Source organism: Streptomyces sp. NPDC056628 (genome assembly GCF_042792555.1).
Lineage (GTDB): Bacteria > Actinomycetota > Actinomycetes > Streptomycetales > Streptomycetaceae > Streptomyces.
This window is the reverse complement of sequence record NZ_JBHTWG010000001.1, coordinates 642591-659560: the sequence shown is the minus strand read 5'-3', so window position 1 is coordinate 659560 and position 16970 is coordinate 642591. Positions and strand designations below refer to the sequence as shown.

Here is a 16970-nt window from a genome sequence, read left to right as displayed (position 1 = left end):
GGGCGGGACGGACACTCATGGGATGAGGTCTTGGAGTGGAATGTGGGGGTTCGCGAGGTTTTCGGTGTCCACCTGGGCCCTGGAGCGGATCAGTTTCTGGATCGGTTCGGTCACGTCCCACACGTTCACGTTCATCCCGGCGAGCACCCGGCCCTCCTTCACCCAGAAGGCGATGAACTCGCGCTTGCCGGCGTCGCCGCGGATCACGACCTCGTCGTACGACCCCGCGGGCGCCCAACCGCTGTACTCCATGCCCAGGTCGTACTGGTCGGAGAAGAAGTAGGGAACGCGGTCGTAGGTGACGTCCTGGCCGAGCATCGCGCGGGCCGCGGCCGGGCCGCCGTTGAGCGCGTTCGCCCAGTGCTCCACCCGCAGCCGGGTGTCGAACAGGGCGTGCGGGAAGGAGGCCACGTCACCGGCCGCGTAGATGTCCGGGTCGGAGGTGCGCAGCCGTTCGTCGACCACGACGCCGCGGCCGTGCGCGGCGTCCGCGATCTCCAGGCCGGCGGCCTCGGCGAGGCCGGTGCGCGGGGCGGCGCCGATGGCCGCGAGGACGTCGTGCGCCGGGTGCTCCTCGCCGTCGTCGGTGCGGACGGCGAGCACCATGCCGTCCTGCCCGACGATCTCCGTCAGCCGCCGCCCGAAGTGGAACCGCACGCCGCGGTCGCGGTGCAGCTCGGCGAAGAGCGCGCCGAGCTCGGGGCCGAGCACGCCGTGCAGCGGGGTCGGACCGTGCTCGACCACGGTGACCTCGGCGCCGTACTCGCGGGCCGCCGCCGCGATCTCCAGACCGATCCAGCCGGCGCCGGCGATCACCAGGTGCCCGTTGTCCCGGCCGAGGGAGGTGAGGACGCCCTTGAGGCGCTCGGCGTGCGCGAGCCGCCGCAGGTGGTGCACGCCGGCCAGGTCGGTGCCCGGGATGTCCAGACGGCGGGGTTCGGCACCGGTCGCGAGCAGCAGCTTGTCGTAGTGGACGACGGTGCCGTCCTCGCCGAACCGGATCGTCTTCGCGGTGCGGTCGATGGCGTCGACGGTCTGCCCGAGGTGCAGTTCGATGTCGTTGCGCGCGTACCAGGCGGGCTCGTGCACGAAGACGGTCTCGCGCTCCTCCTTGCCGAGGACGTAGCCCTTGGACAGGGGCGGCCGCTCGTAGGGGTGGTCGCGTTCGTCGCAGATCAGTATCACCCGCCCGGTGAAGCCCTCCGCGCGGAGCGTTTCGGCCGCCTTGGCGCCGGCCAGCCCGCCGCCGACGATGACGAATGTCTGATCCGCGTCGACCACTTCATGCCTCCTCGTAAGGTGCCGCCCCACGAGCCTCCCGCACGCAGCGTGGTGCGGGAAGGGGGGGTGACCCGATCAGGCCACGCAGGGTCACTTTCGGGTACCCGGGCGAGGGCGGGTCAGGCCCGGCCGCTGAGCCGGGCGTGCAGGGCGCCGGCCGAGGCGTCCGTGAGGTTGGCGATCTGGTCGACGACGACGCGCTTGCGGGCGCGGTCGTCACCGGCCGCGTCGAACAGCGCGCGGAACTGCGGGTCCAGTCCGTCGGGCGCGCGGGCGGTCAGCGCCTCGGCCAGTTCGGCGACGACGACCCGCTGGTCGGCGCGCAGCCGTTCCTGCTCGGCGCGCTGCATCACGTACCGGTCGGCGACGGCCTTCAGGACCGCGCACTCCATGCGGGTCGCGCGCGGCACGACGAGTTCGGCGGCGTAGCGGGTGAGCCGTCCGCCGCCGTACGCGGCGCGGGTCGCGCCCTCGGCGGCCAGGCAGAACCGGCCGATGAGCTGGCTGGTGGCGTCCTTCAGGCGGGCCTGGGCGACGGCCGAGCCGTCGTAGCCGTGCGGCCACCAGGGTTGGTCCTGGAGCCGGTCGAGGGCGGCGGCCAGCTCCTCCGGGTCGGTGTCCGCGGGCACGTAGCGGCCGACGGCGACGGCGTAGACCGCTTGGCGTTCCGGCTCGGCGTGCAGGCAGTTGGGGTCGATGTGGCCGGCGTGCAGACCGTCCTCCACGTCGTGCACGGAGTACGCCACGTCGTCGGCCCAGTCCATCACCTGGGCCTCGAAGGTGGTGCGGGTGCCGGGGGCCTCCTTGCGGATCCAGTCGAAGACGGGCCGGTCGTCCTCGTAGACGCCGAACTTCCGCGAGTGCGGGTCGGTGGGGTGGGCGCCGCGGGGCCACGGGTACTTGGTGGCGGCGTCGAGGGTGGCCCGGGTGAGGTTGAGGCCCACGGAGCCCTCCGGGGTGAACCGCTTGGGCTCGATCCGGGTGAGCAGGCGCAGGGACTGGGCGTTGCCCTCGAAGCCGCCGCAGTCCTCGGCGAACTCGTTGAGGGCGGCCTCGCCGTTGTGGCCGAAGGGGGGATGGCCGAGGTCGTGGGAGAGGCAGGCGGCCTCGACCAGGTCGGGGTCGCAGCCGAGGGCCTCGCCGAGCTCCCGGCCGACCTGGGCGCACTCCAGGGAATGGGTGAGGCGGGTGCGAGGGCTGGGATCCCAGGCGTTGCTGTGCGTGCCGGGGGTCACGACCTGGGTCTTGCCGGCGAGCCTGCGCAGCGCGGCCGAGTGCAGGACGCGGGCGCGGTCGCGTTGGAAGGCCGTACGGCCGGGGCGCTTGTCGGGTTCCGGGGCCCAGCGTTCGACTGCCGACTCGTCGTAGTACATGCACCGACAGTACGGCCAGACGGGCGGGGCGGGTGGCCTCGCGGTCCGGCGCGGGAGTCCAGCCGAGGCCAGGGACGGGGACCGGTCCCGCCGTGTGGCCGTAGCGGTGAGGCGCGGACGGGCCGTGGGTGCGGGTGGCTCGTGGCCGGGTGGGCGCGGCGCGGTCCCGGGAGTTGGGGCGGGGGCCGGGGCCGGCGTGCGGTCGGGGCGGTGGAGCAGCGGGCGGGTGGGTGCGGTGGCTCGTGGCCGGTGCGGGGGTCGGGCCCGGACGGTCAGGCCGAGGCCAGGGCGGGGGCCGACGCCGGGGCGGCCGCGCGGTCGTAGCGGTGGAGGAGGAGGCGGGCCGTCGCAGGGTGGGTGCCGAGGGGAGCCGAGGCGATCCAGGGGGCCTGCTCGGCGCACTGGGTCGCGAAGCGGCCGGGGGCGGTGAAGTACGACGCCACCGCCACCCTGGTGCGGCCCCGCGCGGCCAGTGCCGTGAGCGCGTCGGGGACGGACGGGGACGCCGTCGTGGCGTAGGCCGGGACGACGGGGACGCCCAGGCGGGCCGCGAGGAGGCGGGCCGTGCGGGCGGTGTCCACCCTGGCATCGGGGTCGCGGGAGCCGGCCGCCGCCAGGACGACGGCGGTCCTGCGGCGGGTGGCGTCGTCCCCGGGGGTGCGCCAGCCGGCCTCCGTCAGGCGGGCGTGCAGCGCCTCCGCGAGGAGCGGGTGCGGGCCGAGCGCGCCGGCCACCCGGGTGCGGACCCGGGAGGCGGCGGCCGTCCCGGGGATGTCCCGCTTGATGTGGTAGCCGCGCCCGAGGAGCAGGGGGACGAGGATCGCCTCACGGTCGCCGAGGGCGGCAAGGGTGTCGGCGAGCAGGGGCTCGTTCAGTTCGATGTGCCCGAGGTGGACCGGCAGTCCGGGGCGCAGCGCGCGGACCTCGTCGAGCAGCGCGGTCACCGTCCGCAGGGCGCGCGGGTCGCGGCTGCCGTGGGCGACGACGACGAGCGCATGGGGGTACCGCCCAGGCCGTTCAGGCACGGGGGGAGGCTCGGGGCGGCGCCTGCCGTCGGGGCCGACGAGACTGAGCTGGCGGGCGAGCTGACTGCTGATCCGGTTCATGAGGTGCGCCGTACTGTCGAGGTGGACCGTCGGGGACTCGTCGTGCAAGGGGTTCGACGCCGTCATGGACCGATGGTGGCGGGGTGAGGTTGCTGTCCCGTTTCACGGGAATGACGGGTTCTTACGCCCGGTTCACGGTCCGGTCCAGGGCTGCTGTGAGGCGGCCTGACCTGCGGTTCCGTCGAGGCGGGGTGAAGACCGTCACGTGGGGGCGGATGAACCGCGCCCGCCGTGCGGACGTCCTGGGAACCGGGGGCTCACGGGGAGCCGTACAGGGAGGGGGCCGGGTATGCGTCCGCGGAGGCCGCGTCTGCCGCGCACCCGCGCCGGGCGGCGGAGGCTCGCGCAGGCCGTGATGGCGGCGAGCGTGCTGGCGCTGCTGCCGGCCACCTGGACGCGGCTGGCCTCCGACGGCCGGCTGCGCACCGCGGCCGACGTGCCGCGCACCGACGTCGCCGTCGTCTTCGGGGCCGGGCTGTGGGACGGCGAGCCGTCGCCGTACCTCGCGCACCGGCTGGACACGGCGGCCCGTCTGTACCGGGCGGGACGGATCGAGGTCGTCCTCGTCACCGGGGACAACAGCCGCGAGGACTACGACGAGCCCGACGCGATGCGCGCGTACCTGGTCCGGCACGGGGTGCCCGACGCGCGGATCGTCAGCGACTACGCGGGCTTCGACACCTGGGACTCCTGCGTCCGGGCCAAGAGGATCTTCGGTGTCGACGAGGCGGTGCTGATCAGCCAGGACTTCCACATCCGGCGGGCGGTGGCGCTCTGCGAGGAGGCCGGGGTCGCGAGCTACGGCGTCGGGGTGGCCGCCCGGCACGACGTCACCTGGTACTACGGCGGGGTGCGGGAGCTGTTCGCGGCCGGCAAGGCGGCGCTGGACGCCGTCGTCGAACCGGACCCGCGCTTCCTCGGCCGGCGCGAGACCGGGGTCACCGACGCGCTGGCCACGGGGCGTTAGGGCGTGCCCTCACGGTGGCCCCGGCCGCGCGGGGAGGTCACCGTGCCGCCCGTGTAACCAGGGAGCCTGCGCACCCGTAACACGCCCGACGCACGCTGAACGGCATGCCGAACATCGCGACGCCCACGCACTGCCCGTACTGCGCCCTGCAGTGCGGTATGAACCTCACGCCCACGCGGGACGGGGGCGTCGCGGTGGTCGAGCGCCCGGACTTCCCGGTCAACCGGGGCGCGCTGTGCGGCAAGGGCCGTACGGCGCCCGCGGTGCTGGCCTCCGGGGTCCGGCTGGCCACGCCGCTGGTGCGGTCGGGCGGCGCGCTCGTGCCGGCGAGCTGGCCGCAGGCGCTCGACCGGATCGCCGAGGCTCTGGCGCGCACCCGGGCCGAGCACGGCCCGGACGCGTGCGCCGTCTTCGGCGGCGGCGGGCTGACCAACGAGAAGGCGTACGGCCTCGGCAAGTTCGCGCGGATCGTGCTCGGCACCTCGCAGATCGACTACAACGGCCGGTTCTGCATGTCGTCGGCGGCCGCGGCCGGGATCAGGGCGTTCGGCCTGGACCGGGGGCTGCCGTTCCCGCTGGAGGACATCGCGCGCACCGGCTGTGTGGTCCTCGTCGGCTCCAACCTCGCGGAGACCATGCCGCCGTCGCTGCGGTTCTTCCAGGAGCTGCGGGACAACGGCGGCACCCTGATCGTCGTCGACCCGCGCCGCACCCGGACCGCCGAACAGGCCGACCTGCATCTCGCGCCCCGCCCCGGCACGGATCTCGCGCTGGCCCTCGGGCTGCTGCACCTGGTCGTCGCCGAGGGCCGGGTGGACGAGGAGTACGTGCGCGAGCGCACGGCCGGCTGGGAGGACGCGCGGGCCGCGGCGATGGCGCACTGGCCGGAGTACGTGGAGCGGATCACGGGGGTGTCCGTTCCGGAACTGCGCGAGGCGGTGCGGATGTTCTGCGCGCCGGAGCACGCCATGGTGCTGACCGCGCGCGGGCCCGAGCAGCAGTCCAAGGGCACCGACACGGTGGGCGCCTGGATCAACCTGTGCCTGGCGACGGGCCGCGCGGGCCGGCCGCTGTCCGGCTACGGCTGTCTGACCGGGCAGGGCAACGGGCAGGGCGGACGTGAACACGGCCAGAAGGCCGACCAGTTGCCCGGCTACCGCAAGCTGGACGACCCGGCCGCCCGGCGACACGTCGCCGGCGTGTGGGGCGTCGACCCGGACCGGCTGCCGGGCCCCGGCCGCAGCGCGTACGAGCTGCTGGACGCGCTGGGCGGCGACATCAGGTCCCTGCTGCTCATGGGCTCCAACCCGGTGGTGTCGGCTCCGCGCGCCGCCCATGTCGAGGAGCGGATCAGGTCGCTGGACTTCCTCGCCGTGTGTGACGTCGTGCTGTCGGAGACGGCCGAACTCGCGGACGTGGTGCTGCCGGTGACGCAGTGGGCGGAGGAGACGGGGACGACGACGAACCTGGAGGGCCGGGTCCTGCTGCGCCGCCGGGCGATCGACCCGCCGCCGGGGGTGCGCAGCGACCTGGAGGTCCTGCACGAGCTGGCCGCGCGGCTCGGCGCGGACGACGGGCTGGAGAAGGGCTTCCCCGTCGACGCGGAGGAGGTGTTCGAGGAGCTGCGGCGCGCGAGCGCCGGTGGTCCCGCGGACTACTCGGGGATCACCTACGCGCGGCTGGCGGAGGAGAACGGCGTGTTCTGGCCGTGTCCCGCGCCGCCGGACGGCGACGGCGTCACCGAGCGGGCCGACGACCCGGCCCGCGAGGACGACGCCGCCGGCGACGAGGCGGGGGCCGTCCCGCACCCGGGCACGCCCCGGCTGTTCCTGGACCGGTTCGCCACGCCCGACGGGCGGGCCCGGTTCGTGCCGGTGGCGCACCGGCCGGCGGCCGAGGAACCCGACGCGGAGTACCCGGTGCTGCTGACGACGGGCCGGGTCGTGGCCCAGTACCAGTCGGGCGCGCAGACCCGCCGGGTCGAGGAGCTGAACAGCGCGGCTCCGGGGCCGTTCGTGGAGCTGCATCCGCGGCTGGCGGCGCGGCTCGGGGTGGCCGAGGGCGACCCGGTGGCCGTGGTCTCGCGCCGGGGCCGGTCGGTGGCCCCCGCACGGGTCACGTCCGGCATCCGCCCCGACACGGTCTTCATGCCCTTCCACTGGCCGGGCGAGGGCCGCGCCAACACCCTGACCAACCCGGCGCTCGACCCGACGTCCCGGATGCCGGAGTTCAAGACGTGCGCGGTGCGGCTGGAGACGGTGGAGCGCTAGGAGGTCACGCGCTCCGCGCCTTCCAGTCGCCGCTCGCCAGCGGTGTGCCGTGGGTGCGCAGGCGGGCGGCGACGGCGGGCGCGGCGACGTACACCCAGGCCCGGACGGCTGTGCCGTCGCCGGTGCGCAGCACTTCGCGGGCGACCCGCTCGTAGAGGTTGCGCGGGTCGCCCGGGGCGTACTCCTCCAGCCGGTCGAGCGCGGTGAGCAGTTCCGGGTAGTGCTCGGGCCGGACGGTGACGAGGTCGCCCGCGACGGTGCCGGCGCCCCGCTCCTCCACGGCGTAGGGGTAGCCCGGACCGTCGTACAGCAGCGCGCCGCTCAGGCGTCCCGGCTCCTCGGCGAGGGTGCGTCCTCGCAGCAGGGTGCCGTGGTGGGGCTCGCCGGGGCGCAGGGTTCCGTAGACGAAGAACGGCAGTCGGGGAGAGAGGGTCACGGAAACGATTCTCTCCCCTCACACATCTCCACGGCGTCACCCTGGCCATGACATGTGCACGCCCTCTTGAATCTTGGTCACCGCCGAGATCGAGGAGAGCGATGAGCCGAATACGGCCGTACTTCAAGGGTTCCCGTCCGGCCACGGCGGGGGTCGCCGTCGCCGTCGCCGCCCTGATGGCCACCGTCCTGTCCCCCACCGCCGGCGCCGACGGGACGCCCACCAGGGCCACCGCGCTGCGCAACGCGGCGGCGGTCCTCACGGACTCCCCCGGGGCCGTGGGCCTGACGCCCCGCCAGGACACGTCCGTGCGGGACGTGGTCGTCGACGCCGACGGCACCCAGCACGTCCGCTACGACCGCACCTACCGCGGACTGCCCGTCCTCGGCGGCGACTTCGTCGTCCACCTGGCGAAGGACGGCACCTACCGGGGCGCCTCCCGCGCCACCCGGAGCGCCCTCTCCCTGACCGGCGTCACCCCCCGGATCACCGCGCCGAAGGCGGCCGACCTCGCGGCGGGCGTCCTGCGCGCCGCCAACGCCGGACAGACGCTGCGGCGGCTCACCGCCCGGCCGGAGCTGGTCGTCGACGCCCTGCACGGCACGCCGAGGCTGGCCTGGCGGACCGACGCCGTCGCCCAGGACTCCCTCGGCAACCCGGTCGCCCGCACGGTGCTCACCGACGCCCGTACCGGCGCCCGGATCGACACGTGGGACGCCATCGAGACCGCGACCGGCGACGGGAAGTCGCTGTACGCGGGCACGGTCCCGCTGCACACCTCGGGTTCGCAGCCGTCGTACCAGCTCAAGGACCCGACGCGCGGCAACACGTACACGGGGGACGCCGCGAACAAGACGGACCTGTGCATCCTGACGATCTGTCTGGACCGCGCCCCCGCCACGGTGTTCACCGACGCGGACGACCACTGGGGCGACGGCACCACGGCCGACCGTTCGACGGCCGCGGTGGACGCGCAGTACGGCACGGACGTCACCTGGGACTACTACCGGGACGTGCACGGCCGCAACGGCATCGCCGGCGACGGCAAGGGCTCGTACAACCGGGTGCACTACGGCAACGGCTACAACAACGCCTTCTGGGACGACAGTTGCTTCTGCATGACCTACGGCGACGGTGACGGCACCCAGCTCGGCCCGCTGGTGTCGCTGGACGTCGCCGGGCACGAGATGTCGCACGGCGTGACGTCCAAGACGGCGGCCCTGACGTACTCGGGCGAGTCGGGCGGGCTGAACGAGGCGACCTCCGACATCTTCGGCACGCTGGTGGAGTTCCACGCGGACAACGCCGCCGAGCCGGGCGACTACCTGATCGGCGAGCGGATCGTGCGCCCCGGGCTCGGCCGGGACGCCCTGCGGTACATGGACAAGCCGTCGCGGGACGGGAAGTCGGCGGACTGCTGGAGCTCGTCCACCGGACAGCTCGACGTGCACTACTCGTCCGGCGTCGGCAACCACTTCGCGTACCTGCTGGCCGAGGGCAGCGGCGCGAAGACGCTCAACGGCGTCCGGTACGACTCCCCCACCTGCGACGGCTCGACGGTCACCGGGATCGGCCGGGCCAAGCTCGGCAGGATCTGGTACCGGGCGCTGACGGTCTACATGACCTCCTCCACGACCTACGCGGGCGCCCGCACGGCCACGCTGAACGCGGCGAAGGACCTGTACGGGGCCGGCGGCGCGGAGTACGCGGCGGTGGGCGCCGCCTGGCAGGCCGTGAACGTGGCCTGACGGCACGGGCGGTGCGCGCGGCCGGCCGGTGCGAAAACGGCTGGCCGCGCGGCTGTGCGGACCCCTACCTTGACGGCTGTCGACGCCCGCCCGCCTGTCCCGAGGAGCCGCATGCCGTCCAGCCCCGAATCGCCCCCGGTCCGGATGCACGCCGACGAACTGGACATCGACGAGGCGCTGGTGGAGCGGCTGGTGGCCGAGCAGTTCCCGCGCTGGGCCGGGCACGGCGTACGGCGCGTGGCGTCCGCCGGGACCGACAACGCGATGTTCCGGCTCGGCCCCGACCTCGTCGTACGGCTGCCGCGGCTGCCCGGCGGGGCGCGGCAGGTCGGCACCGAGCACCACTGGCTGCCCCGGCTGGCCCCGCACCTCCCGCTGACGGTCCCGGCGCCGCTCGCACTGGGCCGGCCGGGCGCCGGATACGGGCTGCGGTGGGCGGTGTACGCGTGGCTGGACGGCGCGGACGCCTTCGACGCCCCGCCCGCCGACCTCGCCGCTGCCGCCCGGGACCTGGGGCGTTTCGTCGTGGCGCTGCGGTCCGCGGACGCCGCCGGCGGCCCGCCGTCGTACCGCGGTGGCCCGGTCTCCCTCGGCGACGCGGACGTGCGGGCCGCCCTCCGTGACCTGGGGGCGGCGGGCGCCCTGGACGCGCGGGCGGCCACCGAGGTCTGGGAGGACGTGCTCCGGGTCCCCGACTGGGGCGGCGCCCCCGTCTGGCTGCACGGCGACCTCCTGCCGGGCAACCTGCTGACCTGCGCCGGCCGTCTCACCGCCGTCATCGACTTCGGCTGCTTCGGGACCGGCGACCCGGCCGCCGACCTCATGCCGGCCTGGACCGTCCTCGGCGCCGGGACCCGCGAGGTCTTCCGCGCGGCGGCCGGCGCGGACGACGCCACCTGGGAGCGGGGCCGGGGCTGGGCCCTGCGGTTCGGGCTCACGGCCGAGCACTACTACGGCGACGTCTGCGGCAACGGCACCAACCCGGTCCTGGCGGCCGTGGCCCGGCGGACGGTGGCCGAGGTGCTGGCGGACCGGTGACGCCGGCCCGGGCGACGACCGCGCGGGCGCCGGCGTCACCCGTTCACACGCGTGTCCCCCCGGACGCCGGATTCACCGCGGGCGATCCGGGCGAATCGCCGGTGACCTGCTCAAACGGCATCCGCTCCGGTCTCACGGGCCGTCCGTGCGACCCCCGTTCACCCCGCTCCCGGCCCGGTCTCGACAAGCGCACGCGCGCCGCTGCGACTTTCCTCGGAAGGGCAGGAGCTCGGCCGAGACGGCGGCACATGGGGATGCCGCGGGCCGTGTTCCCACTCAGAGGAGCATCGATGCGACGCACCGCCCGTCTGCTGACCGGGGCCGCGCTGGCCGCCGGCGCCGTGGGGCTCGTCGTCACCCCCGCCCACGGCGGGGACAGCGGCGGCCTGGAGGTGTTCCCGTCCTCGGTCGAGCCGGGCGGGGAGGTCACCGTGCACACGGAGTTCTGCCCGCGGGGCGCCGCCGCCGGTGACGCCAGCGCGGTGGGCGCCGGGTCGTTCACGCTGGCGCCCAGCACCCATGACGAGCAGGCGGCCGGGCGGTTCCGGGTGCCGCCGAGCGCGCAGCCGGGCACGTACGAGATCGTCGCGACGTGCGCGGAGGGCGGCAAGCGGCTCACCGGCGATCTGGAGGTCACGCTGACCGCGCCGCGCGGGCAGACGCATCCACGAGGAAGTGTGAAGACGGGGGTCGGCGGCGCGTTCGGCCCTGACCCCGTGCGGACCGCGGCCGGTGTGACGGCTCTCGCCGTCGCCGCCGCGGGCGGTACCTGGCTCCTGCATCGCCGGGCGAGAGGCGACGGGATCTGACGGACACCCTCCGCTGTCCGTCCGCCGGTACCGCACGTCCTCTCCCCCTCCGGGTCCGACGCCCCTCGCGGCCCGGAGGGGGATGAGGGCGGGTGAGGCACGTCCCAGGAGGCACAGGTGCGCAGTGACCGCAGGATGGGCGACGCCGCGATAGCCGCGTTCAGTGTGCTGGCCCTCGGCTGTGCCGTGCTGCTGCTGGCCGACGGCTCCGAGCACCCGCCGCCGCAGCCGTCGGCGGCGCAGGCCGCGCGCACGGACGGACCGGGCACCCGGGCGCGGGCCGCCGGGACCGCCGCGCGGGCCCTGCCCCCCTCCCCGCCCGACCGCATCCGTATCCCCGCGATCCGCGTCGACGCGCCGCTGACCGGCCTGGCGCTCACGTCCTCGGGCAGTCTCGACGTCCCGCCCGCCGAACGCCCGGACCTCGCCGGCTGGTACGAGTCGGGGACCACGCCCGGTGAGACGGGCACCGCGATCGTCGCCGGCCATGTCGACAACGCCGACGGGCCCGCCGTGTTCTACCGGCTCGGCGCCCTGCGCAGGGGCGGCACCATCGAGGTGGACCGGCGGGACGGCGGGACGGCCGTGTTCACCGTGGACGCCGTGGAGGTGTACGACGCCAGGAACTTCCCGGACGAGAAGGTGTACGGCCCGGCGGCCCGCCCCGAGCTGCGGGTGATCACCTGTGGTGGCGGCTACTCGCGGGCGACCGGCTACCGGGGCAACGTGGTCGTCTTCGCCCATCTCACCGGCAGCCGCTGAGAACGGTCCGGCCGGTCAGGCGAGCCACTGCTCGTACGCCAGCTTCGCCACCAGCGAGAACACCACCGTCAGCAGCACGATCCGGACGAAGCCGCTGCCCTTCTTCAGGGCGGTGCGGGCCCCGAGCGTGCCGCCCGCCAGGTTGAACAGGGCCATCACGGCCGCAAGGTGCCACCAGACCGTGCCCTGCCAGGCGAAGGTGGCCAGCGCCCCGGCGTTGGTGCAGCAATTGACGATCTTGGCGGTGGCGGAGGCCGTGACCAGGTCCAGGTGCAGCACGGCGGTGAGCGCGAGCACCAGGAACGTACCGGTGCCGGGGCCGATGAGACCGTCGTAGAAGCCGATGCCGAGGCCCGCGAGGCCGATCGCGGCGAGGACGCGGCGGCGCGAGGCCGGGCCCGGCGCCGGGGCCGTGCCGAAGGCGGGGCGCAGGATGACGAAGGCGCCCACCGCGAGCAGCACCACCATGATCACGGGCTTGAGGACCTCGGTGCTCATGCCGGCCGCGAAGAAGGCCCCGCCGCTGGAGCCGGCGAGGGCCGCGAGGCCGATGCGCACGGCGAGCCGTACGTCGACGGGGGCCTTGCGGACGTAGGTCACGGCGGCGCCCGTCGTGCCGACGATCGCCACCGCCTTGTTGGTGCCGAGCGCGTACGCGGCCGGGGTGCCCGCGGGCAGGCCGAGCAGCAGGGCGGGCAGCAGCAGGAGGCCCCCGCCGCCGACCACGGCGTCGATCCATCCTGCCGCGAGGGCCGCGAGGCACAGGACGGCGACCATGGTCAGCGATATGTCGGGCATGATCGGGACCCTAGACAGCCGATGGGTGCACAGTCCACGCACATGAGGGTCTTCTGAGCTTCGGCTCCCCTCACCCGGCCCCCTCACCACGCCCCCGGCCCGGCCCGCCGAAGCCTCACATCCGTGCCCCGCCGCCGCTGAGGGCAGCGTTCCGCACGGGAAACAGAGGGGATGCTGCCGGGAAACACCGGGCCCGCAGGCTCGTCGGCATGACCTCGGACACGCGTGTGGTGGTGATCGGCGCCGGCCTCGCGGGCGTACGGCTGGCCCGGCGGCTCGGCGAGCTCGGCACGGACGTGACGCTCGTCGGCGACGAGGAGCACCGCCCGTACAACCGGGTCCTGCTCGCCGAGGTGCTGGCCGGCCGCTACAGCCCGGACGTGATCGCCCTGCCGGAGCCCCCCGGACTGGTCCGCGGCCGAGTCACCGGCGTCGACCGCGCGGCGCGCACCGTGCACCTCGCGGACGGGCGGGCGATCGGGTACGGCACCCTCGTCCTGGCCACCGGCTGCAACCCGGTGCTCCCGCCGCTGCGCGGCCTGTTCACCCCCGACGACGTGCTGCCGGAGGGCGTCCACGCCTTCCGCACCCTGGACGACTGCCTCGGCCTGTCCGAGGCGGTCCGGCCCGGCGTGCGGGCCGTCGTGATCGGCGGCGGGCTCCTCGGGGTCTCCGCCGCCCGCGCGCTGGCGCTGCGCGGCGCCCAGGTCGTGCTCGCCCAGCAGTCCGAGCGGCTGATGGAACGCCAGCTCGACCCGGCCGCCTCCGCGCTGGTCCGGCGGCATCTGACCGGCCTCGGCGTCGAGGTCCACACCGAGCTGCGCGTCCGGGACGTGCGCTGTGCCGGCGGGGCGGTCCGCTCGGTGGAGATGGCCGACGGCTACGCGCTCGACGCCGACCTCGTCGTGCTGGCCTGCGGTGTGCACCCCCGGGTGGGGCTCGCCACGGCGGCGGGCCTGGACGTCGCCAAAGGCGTCGTCGTCGACGACGAGCTGCGCACCTCCGACCCGCACATCCGGGCCGTCGGCGACTGCGCGCAGCACGCCGGGACCGTGTACGGGCTCGCCGCGCCCGCGCTGGAACAGGCCGACGTGCTCGCCGCCTCGCTGACCGGCGAGGGCACCGCCCGCTACACCGGCACCCGCGCGCTGACCCGGCTGACGCTGGCCGGCGAGGGCTTCTTCGACCTCGCCGCGTTCGGCGAGACGGAGGCCCGGCCCGGTGACGACGTCGTCCAGCTCGCCGACGCGACCAGGGGCACCTACCGCAAGGTCGTCGTCCGCGACGACCGCCTGGTCGGCGGGGTCCTCGTCGGCGAACTCGGCACCGTCGGCGCGCTCGCCCGCGCCTGGGAGGGCGCGGAGCCGCTCCCCGGTGACGCCCCCCTGCTGCACCTGCTCACCAACGATGGAGGCTCCTGATGACGGCCACCCCCGGGGCGACCCCCACGATCGTGCTCGTCGGCCACGGCATGGTCGGCCAGCGCTTCCTCGAAGCGCTCGCCGAGCGCGGCCTGACCGCCACGCACCGCGTGGTCGTGCTGTGTGAGGAGCCGCGTCCGGCGTACGACCGCGTGGCGCTCACCTCGTACTTCTCGGGCCGCACCGCCGAGGAGCTGTCGCTGACGGACGCGGAGTTCATCGAGACGCACGGCATCGAGCTGTACGTCGGTGACCCGGCGGTCCACGTCGACCGGGAGGCCCGCAAGGTCACCGCCCGCTCCGGTGAGGTCTTCGCCTACGACACGCTCGTCCTCGCCACCGGCTCGTACCCGTTCGTGCCCCCGGTGCCGAACAAGGACGCCGACGGCTGCTTCGTCTACCGCACGATCGAGGACCTGCTCGCGATCGAGGAGTACGCGAAGTCCCGGGCCACGACCGGTGCCGTGGTCGGCGGCGGCCTGCTGGGCCTGGAGGCCGCGGGCGCGCTCAAGGGCCTCGGGGTGGAGGCGCACATCGTGGAGTTCGCACCGCGCCTGATGCCGGTGCAGGTCGACGAGGGCGGCGGCGCCGCGCTGCTGCGCACCGTCGAGGACATGGGCCTGAGCGTGCACACGGAGGTCGGCACCCAGGAGATCGTGGTCGACGAGTCGGGTGCCGTCACCGGCATGAAGCTGTCCGACGGCTCCGAACTCGCCACCGACATGGTGGTGTTCAGCGCCGGTGTCCGCCCCCGCGACCAGCTGGCCCGCGACTGCGGCCTCACGGTCGGCGAGCGCGGTGGCATCGCGGTCGACGAGCAGTGCCGCACGGTGTCCGACCCGCGGGTGTTCGCGATCGGTGAGTGCGCCCTGGCCGTGGACGGCCGGGTGTACGGCCTGGTCGCCCCGGGCTACGAGCAGGCCGGGACGGCCGCCGCGGCGATCGCCGGGGACGAGGCGTCCTTCACCGGCGCCGACCTGTCGGCCAAGCTGAAGCTGCTCGGCGTGGACGTGGCCTCCTTCGGGGACGCGCACGGCACCACCGAGGACTGCCTGGACGTCGTGTACTCCGACTCCCGCGCGGGCCTGTACAAGAAGCTGGTCGTCGGCCGGGACGGCACCCTGCTCGGCGGCATCCTGGTCGGGGACGCGGAGGCGTACGGCACGCTCCGGGCGTTCACCGGGTCCGTCCCGCCGGTCTCCCCCGAGTCACTGGTGCTGCCGGCCGGAGCCGGGGCGCCCGCGCAGCTCGGTCCCGCCGCGCTGCCCGACGACGCGGTCGTCTGCTCCTGCCACAACGTCACCAAGGGCACGATCCGCGGCGCGGTCACCGAGCACGGCTGCACCACCGTGCCCGAGGTGAAGAAGTGCACCAAGGCCGGTACCGGCTGCGGCAGTTGCGTCAAGGTGCTCGGCCGGCTCGTCACCGCCGAGCTGGAGGCGTCCGGCGTCGAGGTCGACAAGGGCCTGTGCGGCTGCTTCGCGCAGACCCGCGAGGAGCTGTACGAGATCGTCCTCGCCCTGCGCGTCACCACTTACCAGGACCTGCTCGACCGCTACGGCCGGGACGGCGCCCGCGGCGGCGACGGCTGCGAGATCTGCAAGCCGGCGGTCGCGTCGATCATCGCGTCCCTCGCCGCGACGATCGGCGCGAGCGGCTACGTCCTGGACGGCGAGCAGGCGGCCCTGCAGGACAGCAACGACCACTTCCTCGCCAACCTCCAGAAGAACGGCTCCTATTCGGTCGTCCCCCGCATCCCCGGCGGCGAGGTCACCCCCGAGGGCCTGATCGTGATCGGCGAGATCGCCCGGGACTTCGGCCTCTACACGAAGATCACCGGCGGTCAGCGGATCGACATGTTCGGCGCACGCGTCGAGCAGTTGCCGCTGATCTGGGCCCGGCTGGTCGACGCCGGCTTCGAGTCCGGCCACGCCTACGGCAAATCGCTGCGCACGGTGAAGTCCTGCGTGGGGCAGACGTGGTGCCGCTACGGCGTGCAGGACTCGGTCCGCATGGCGATCGACCTGGAGCTGCGGTACCGGGGGCTGCGCTCCCCGCACAAGCTGAAGTCGGCGGTCTCGGGCTGCCAGCGCGAGTGCGCGGAGGCCCAGTCGAAGGACTTCGGCGTGATCGCCACCGCCAACGGCTGGAACCTGTACGTCGGCGGCAACGGCGGCGCCACCCCGCGCCACGCGGACCTGCTGGCGCAGGACCTGTCGGACGCCGAGCTGATCCGGCTGATCGACCGGTTCCTGATGTTCTACATCCGCACCGCGGACCGCCTGGAGCGCACCAGCGTGTGGCTGGAGCGCGTCCCGGGCGGCCTGGACCACGTCCGCGAGGTCGTCGTGGAGGACTCCCTCGGTATCTGCGAGGAGCTGGAGTCCCTGATGGCGGCCCATGTCTCGCACTACCGCGACGAGTGGGCCGAGACCATCGAGGACCCCGAGAAGCTCGCCCGGTTCGTCTCCTTCGTGAACGCGCCCGACACCCCCGACCCGGTCGTCGGCTTCGTCCCGGAGCGCGGCCAGATCAAGCCCGACCTGCCCCTGCTGTCCATCGGCCTGCGTCCCCGCGCCGAAGACGTCCTGGAAGGAAGCGCCCAGCGATGACCCTGGCTCCCGAGATCACCGAGGTGAAGGTCCACGTCCGGGTGGGCGGCCACTGGCTGCCGGTCTGCGACCTGGCCCGGCTGCTGCCGGGCCGGGGCGTGGCGGCCCTGCTGCCGGACGGCGGCCAGGTGGCCCTGTTCCGGGACCGCGGCGGCCGCCTGTACGCCATCGACAACCGTGACCCGTTCGGCGGCGCGGCGGTCCTCTCCCGCGGCCTGACCGGCACCCACCGGGACCGCCCCTTCGTCGCCTCCCCCCTGCTGAAGCAGCGGTTCGACCTGGAGACGGGCCGGTGCCTGGACGACGAGGCGGTGCGGGTGACGACGTACGAGGTGCGGGCGGCCTGACG

14 protein-coding genes are annotated in these 16970 nt (G+C 74.6%); 9 read left to right on the top strand and 5 right to left on the bottom strand.

Annotated elements, in window-relative coordinates; all coding sequences use genetic code 11:
• Positions 1-15 precede the first annotated feature (15 nt).
• The 3 genes from ACFRAC_RS02935 to ACFRAC_RS02925 all read right to left on the bottom strand — a co-directional run bounded on the left by ACFRAC_RS02935 (position 16) and on the right by ACFRAC_RS02925 (position 3826).
• Entirely contained in the window at positions 16-1281 is a 1266-nt protein-coding gene (locus ACFRAC_RS02935; protein WP_382919792.1) for an NAD(P)/FAD-dependent oxidoreductase, read from the bottom strand.
• A gap of 119 nt (positions 1282-1400) precedes the next feature.
• Positions 1401-2654 (bottom strand): deoxyguanosinetriphosphate triphosphohydrolase, encoded by a 1254-nt coding sequence (locus tag ACFRAC_RS02930; RefSeq protein WP_382919790.1) that lies wholly within the window; start codon positions 2652-2654, stop codon positions 1401-1403.
• A 272-nt stretch (positions 2655-2926) separates the two neighbouring features.
• Positions 2927-3826 (bottom strand): sirohydrochlorin chelatase, encoded by a 900-nt coding sequence (locus tag ACFRAC_RS02925; protein ID WP_382919788.1) that lies wholly within the window; start codon positions 3824-3826, stop codon positions 2927-2929.
• Positions 3827-4049: 223 nt separating this feature from the next.
• Between ACFRAC_RS02925 and ACFRAC_RS02920 the strand changes: the two genes are divergently transcribed.
• Positions 4050-4727: a vancomycin high temperature exclusion protein gene (locus ACFRAC_RS02920; protein WP_382919786.1), complete on the top strand. Its 678-nt coding sequence runs from the start codon at positions 4050-4052 to the stop codon at positions 4725-4727.
• Between the two features lie 104 nt (positions 4728-4831).
• Positions 4832-6997 carry a molybdopterin oxidoreductase family protein gene (locus ACFRAC_RS02915; RefSeq protein ID WP_382919785.1) on the top strand — a complete coding sequence of 722 codons (2166 nt, stop codon included), beginning with the start codon at positions 4832-4834 and terminating at the stop codon, positions 6995-6997.
• Between the two features lie 4 nt (positions 6998-7001).
• Here the strand turns inward: ACFRAC_RS02915 and ACFRAC_RS02910 are convergent, their stop codons facing one another.
• Complete coding sequence (locus ACFRAC_RS02910; protein WP_382919783.1) at positions 7002-7433, bottom strand: gamma-glutamylcyclotransferase family protein; 432 nt, start codon at positions 7431-7433, stop codon at positions 7002-7004.
• A 101-nt stretch (positions 7434-7534) separates the two neighbouring features.
• Between ACFRAC_RS02910 and ACFRAC_RS02905 the strand changes: the two genes are divergently transcribed.
• From ACFRAC_RS02905 to ACFRAC_RS02890, 4 genes are all read left to right on the top strand, one after another.
• Positions 7535-9181 (top strand): M4 family metallopeptidase, encoded by a 1647-nt coding sequence (locus ACFRAC_RS02905; RefSeq protein WP_382919782.1) that lies wholly within the window; start codon positions 7535-7537, stop codon positions 9179-9181.
• 111 nt (positions 9182-9292) lie between these two features.
• Complete coding sequence (locus tag ACFRAC_RS02900) at positions 9293-10219, top strand: aminoglycoside phosphotransferase family protein (RefSeq protein ID WP_382919780.1); 927 nt, start codon at positions 9293-9295, stop codon at positions 10217-10219.
• Positions 10220-10509: 290 nt separating this feature from the next.
• Positions 10510-11028, top strand: coding sequence for a hypothetical protein (locus ACFRAC_RS02895; protein WP_382919779.1), 519 nt, complete (start codon positions 10510-10512; stop codon positions 11026-11028).
• 135 nt (positions 11029-11163) lie between these two features.
• On the top strand, positions 11164-11790 hold the full coding sequence (locus ACFRAC_RS02890; RefSeq protein ID WP_382919929.1) for a class F sortase: 627 nt from the start codon (positions 11164-11166) through the stop codon (positions 11788-11790).
• A 15-nt stretch (positions 11791-11805) separates the two neighbouring features.
• Here the strand turns inward: ACFRAC_RS02890 and ACFRAC_RS02885 are convergent, their stop codons facing one another.
• Positions 11806-12588 carry a sulfite exporter TauE/SafE family protein gene (locus ACFRAC_RS02885; protein ID WP_382919777.1) on the bottom strand — a complete coding sequence of 261 codons (783 nt, stop codon included), beginning with the start codon at positions 12586-12588 and terminating at the stop codon, positions 11806-11808.
• Between the two features lie 209 nt (positions 12589-12797).
• Here ACFRAC_RS02885 and ACFRAC_RS02880 point away from each other — a divergent pair, with 209 nt between their 5' ends.
• The 3 genes from ACFRAC_RS02880 to nirD are packed head-to-tail and all read left to right on the top strand — an operon-like array spanning position 12798 to position 16968.
• Positions 12798-14009: an NAD(P)/FAD-dependent oxidoreductase gene (locus tag ACFRAC_RS02880; RefSeq protein WP_382919776.1), complete on the top strand. Its 1212-nt coding sequence runs from the start codon at positions 12798-12800 to the stop codon at positions 14007-14009.
• Positions 14009-16621: a nitrite reductase large subunit NirB gene (gene nirB / locus ACFRAC_RS02875; protein ID WP_382919774.1), complete on the top strand. Its 2613-nt coding sequence runs from the start codon at positions 14009-14011 to the stop codon at positions 16619-16621. The genes ACFRAC_RS02880 and nirB overlap by 1 nt, the downstream gene beginning before the upstream one ends.
• Positions 16618-16968 (top strand): nitrite reductase small subunit NirD, encoded by a 351-nt coding sequence (gene nirD, locus ACFRAC_RS02870; RefSeq protein WP_382919773.1) that lies wholly within the window; start codon positions 16618-16620, stop codon positions 16966-16968. The genes nirB and nirD overlap by 4 nt, the downstream gene beginning before the upstream one ends.
• The last annotated feature ends 2 nt before the right edge of the window (positions 16969-16970 follow it).

What these genes read in the sequence shown, in the direction of transcription:
- ACFRAC_RS02930 (WP_382919790.1), bottom strand. Translation starts at nt 2,654, where the DNA reads ATGTACTACGACGAGTCGGCAGTCGAACGCTGGGCCCCGGAACCCGAC.
- ACFRAC_RS02925 (WP_382919788.1), bottom strand. Translation starts at nt 3,826, where the DNA reads ATGACGGCGTCGAACCCCTTGCACGACGAGTCCCCGACGGTCCACCTC.
- ACFRAC_RS02920 (WP_382919786.1), top strand. Translation starts at nt 4,050, where the DNA reads ATGCGTCCGCGGAGGCCGCGTCTGCCGCGCACCCGCGCCGGGCGGCGG.
- ACFRAC_RS02915 (WP_382919785.1), top strand. Translation starts at nt 4,832, where the DNA reads ATGCCGAACATCGCGACGCCCACGCACTGCCCGTACTGCGCCCTGCAG.
- ACFRAC_RS02905 (WP_382919782.1), top strand. Translation starts at nt 7,535, where the DNA reads ATGAGCCGAATACGGCCGTACTTCAAGGGTTCCCGTCCGGCCACGGCG.
- ACFRAC_RS02900 (WP_382919780.1), top strand. Translation starts at nt 9,293, where the DNA reads ATGCCGTCCAGCCCCGAATCGCCCCCGGTCCGGATGCACGCCGACGAA.
- ACFRAC_RS02895 (WP_382919779.1), top strand. Translation starts at nt 10,510, where the DNA reads ATGCGACGCACCGCCCGTCTGCTGACCGGGGCCGCGCTGGCCGCCGGC.
- ACFRAC_RS02890 (WP_382919929.1), top strand. Translation starts at nt 11,164, where the DNA reads ATGGGCGACGCCGCGATAGCCGCGTTCAGTGTGCTGGCCCTCGGCTGT.
- ACFRAC_RS02885 (WP_382919777.1), bottom strand. Translation starts at nt 12,588, where the DNA reads ATGCCCGACATATCGCTGACCATGGTCGCCGTCCTGTGCCTCGCGGCC.
- ACFRAC_RS02880 (WP_382919776.1), top strand. Translation starts at nt 12,798, where the DNA reads ATGACCTCGGACACGCGTGTGGTGGTGATCGGCGCCGGCCTCGCGGGC.
- nirB (WP_382919774.1), top strand. Translation starts at nt 14,009, where the DNA reads ATGACGGCCACCCCCGGGGCGACCCCCACGATCGTGCTCGTCGGCCAC.
- nirD (WP_382919773.1), top strand. Translation starts at nt 16,618, where the DNA reads ATGACCCTGGCTCCCGAGATCACCGAGGTGAAGGTCCACGTCCGGGTG.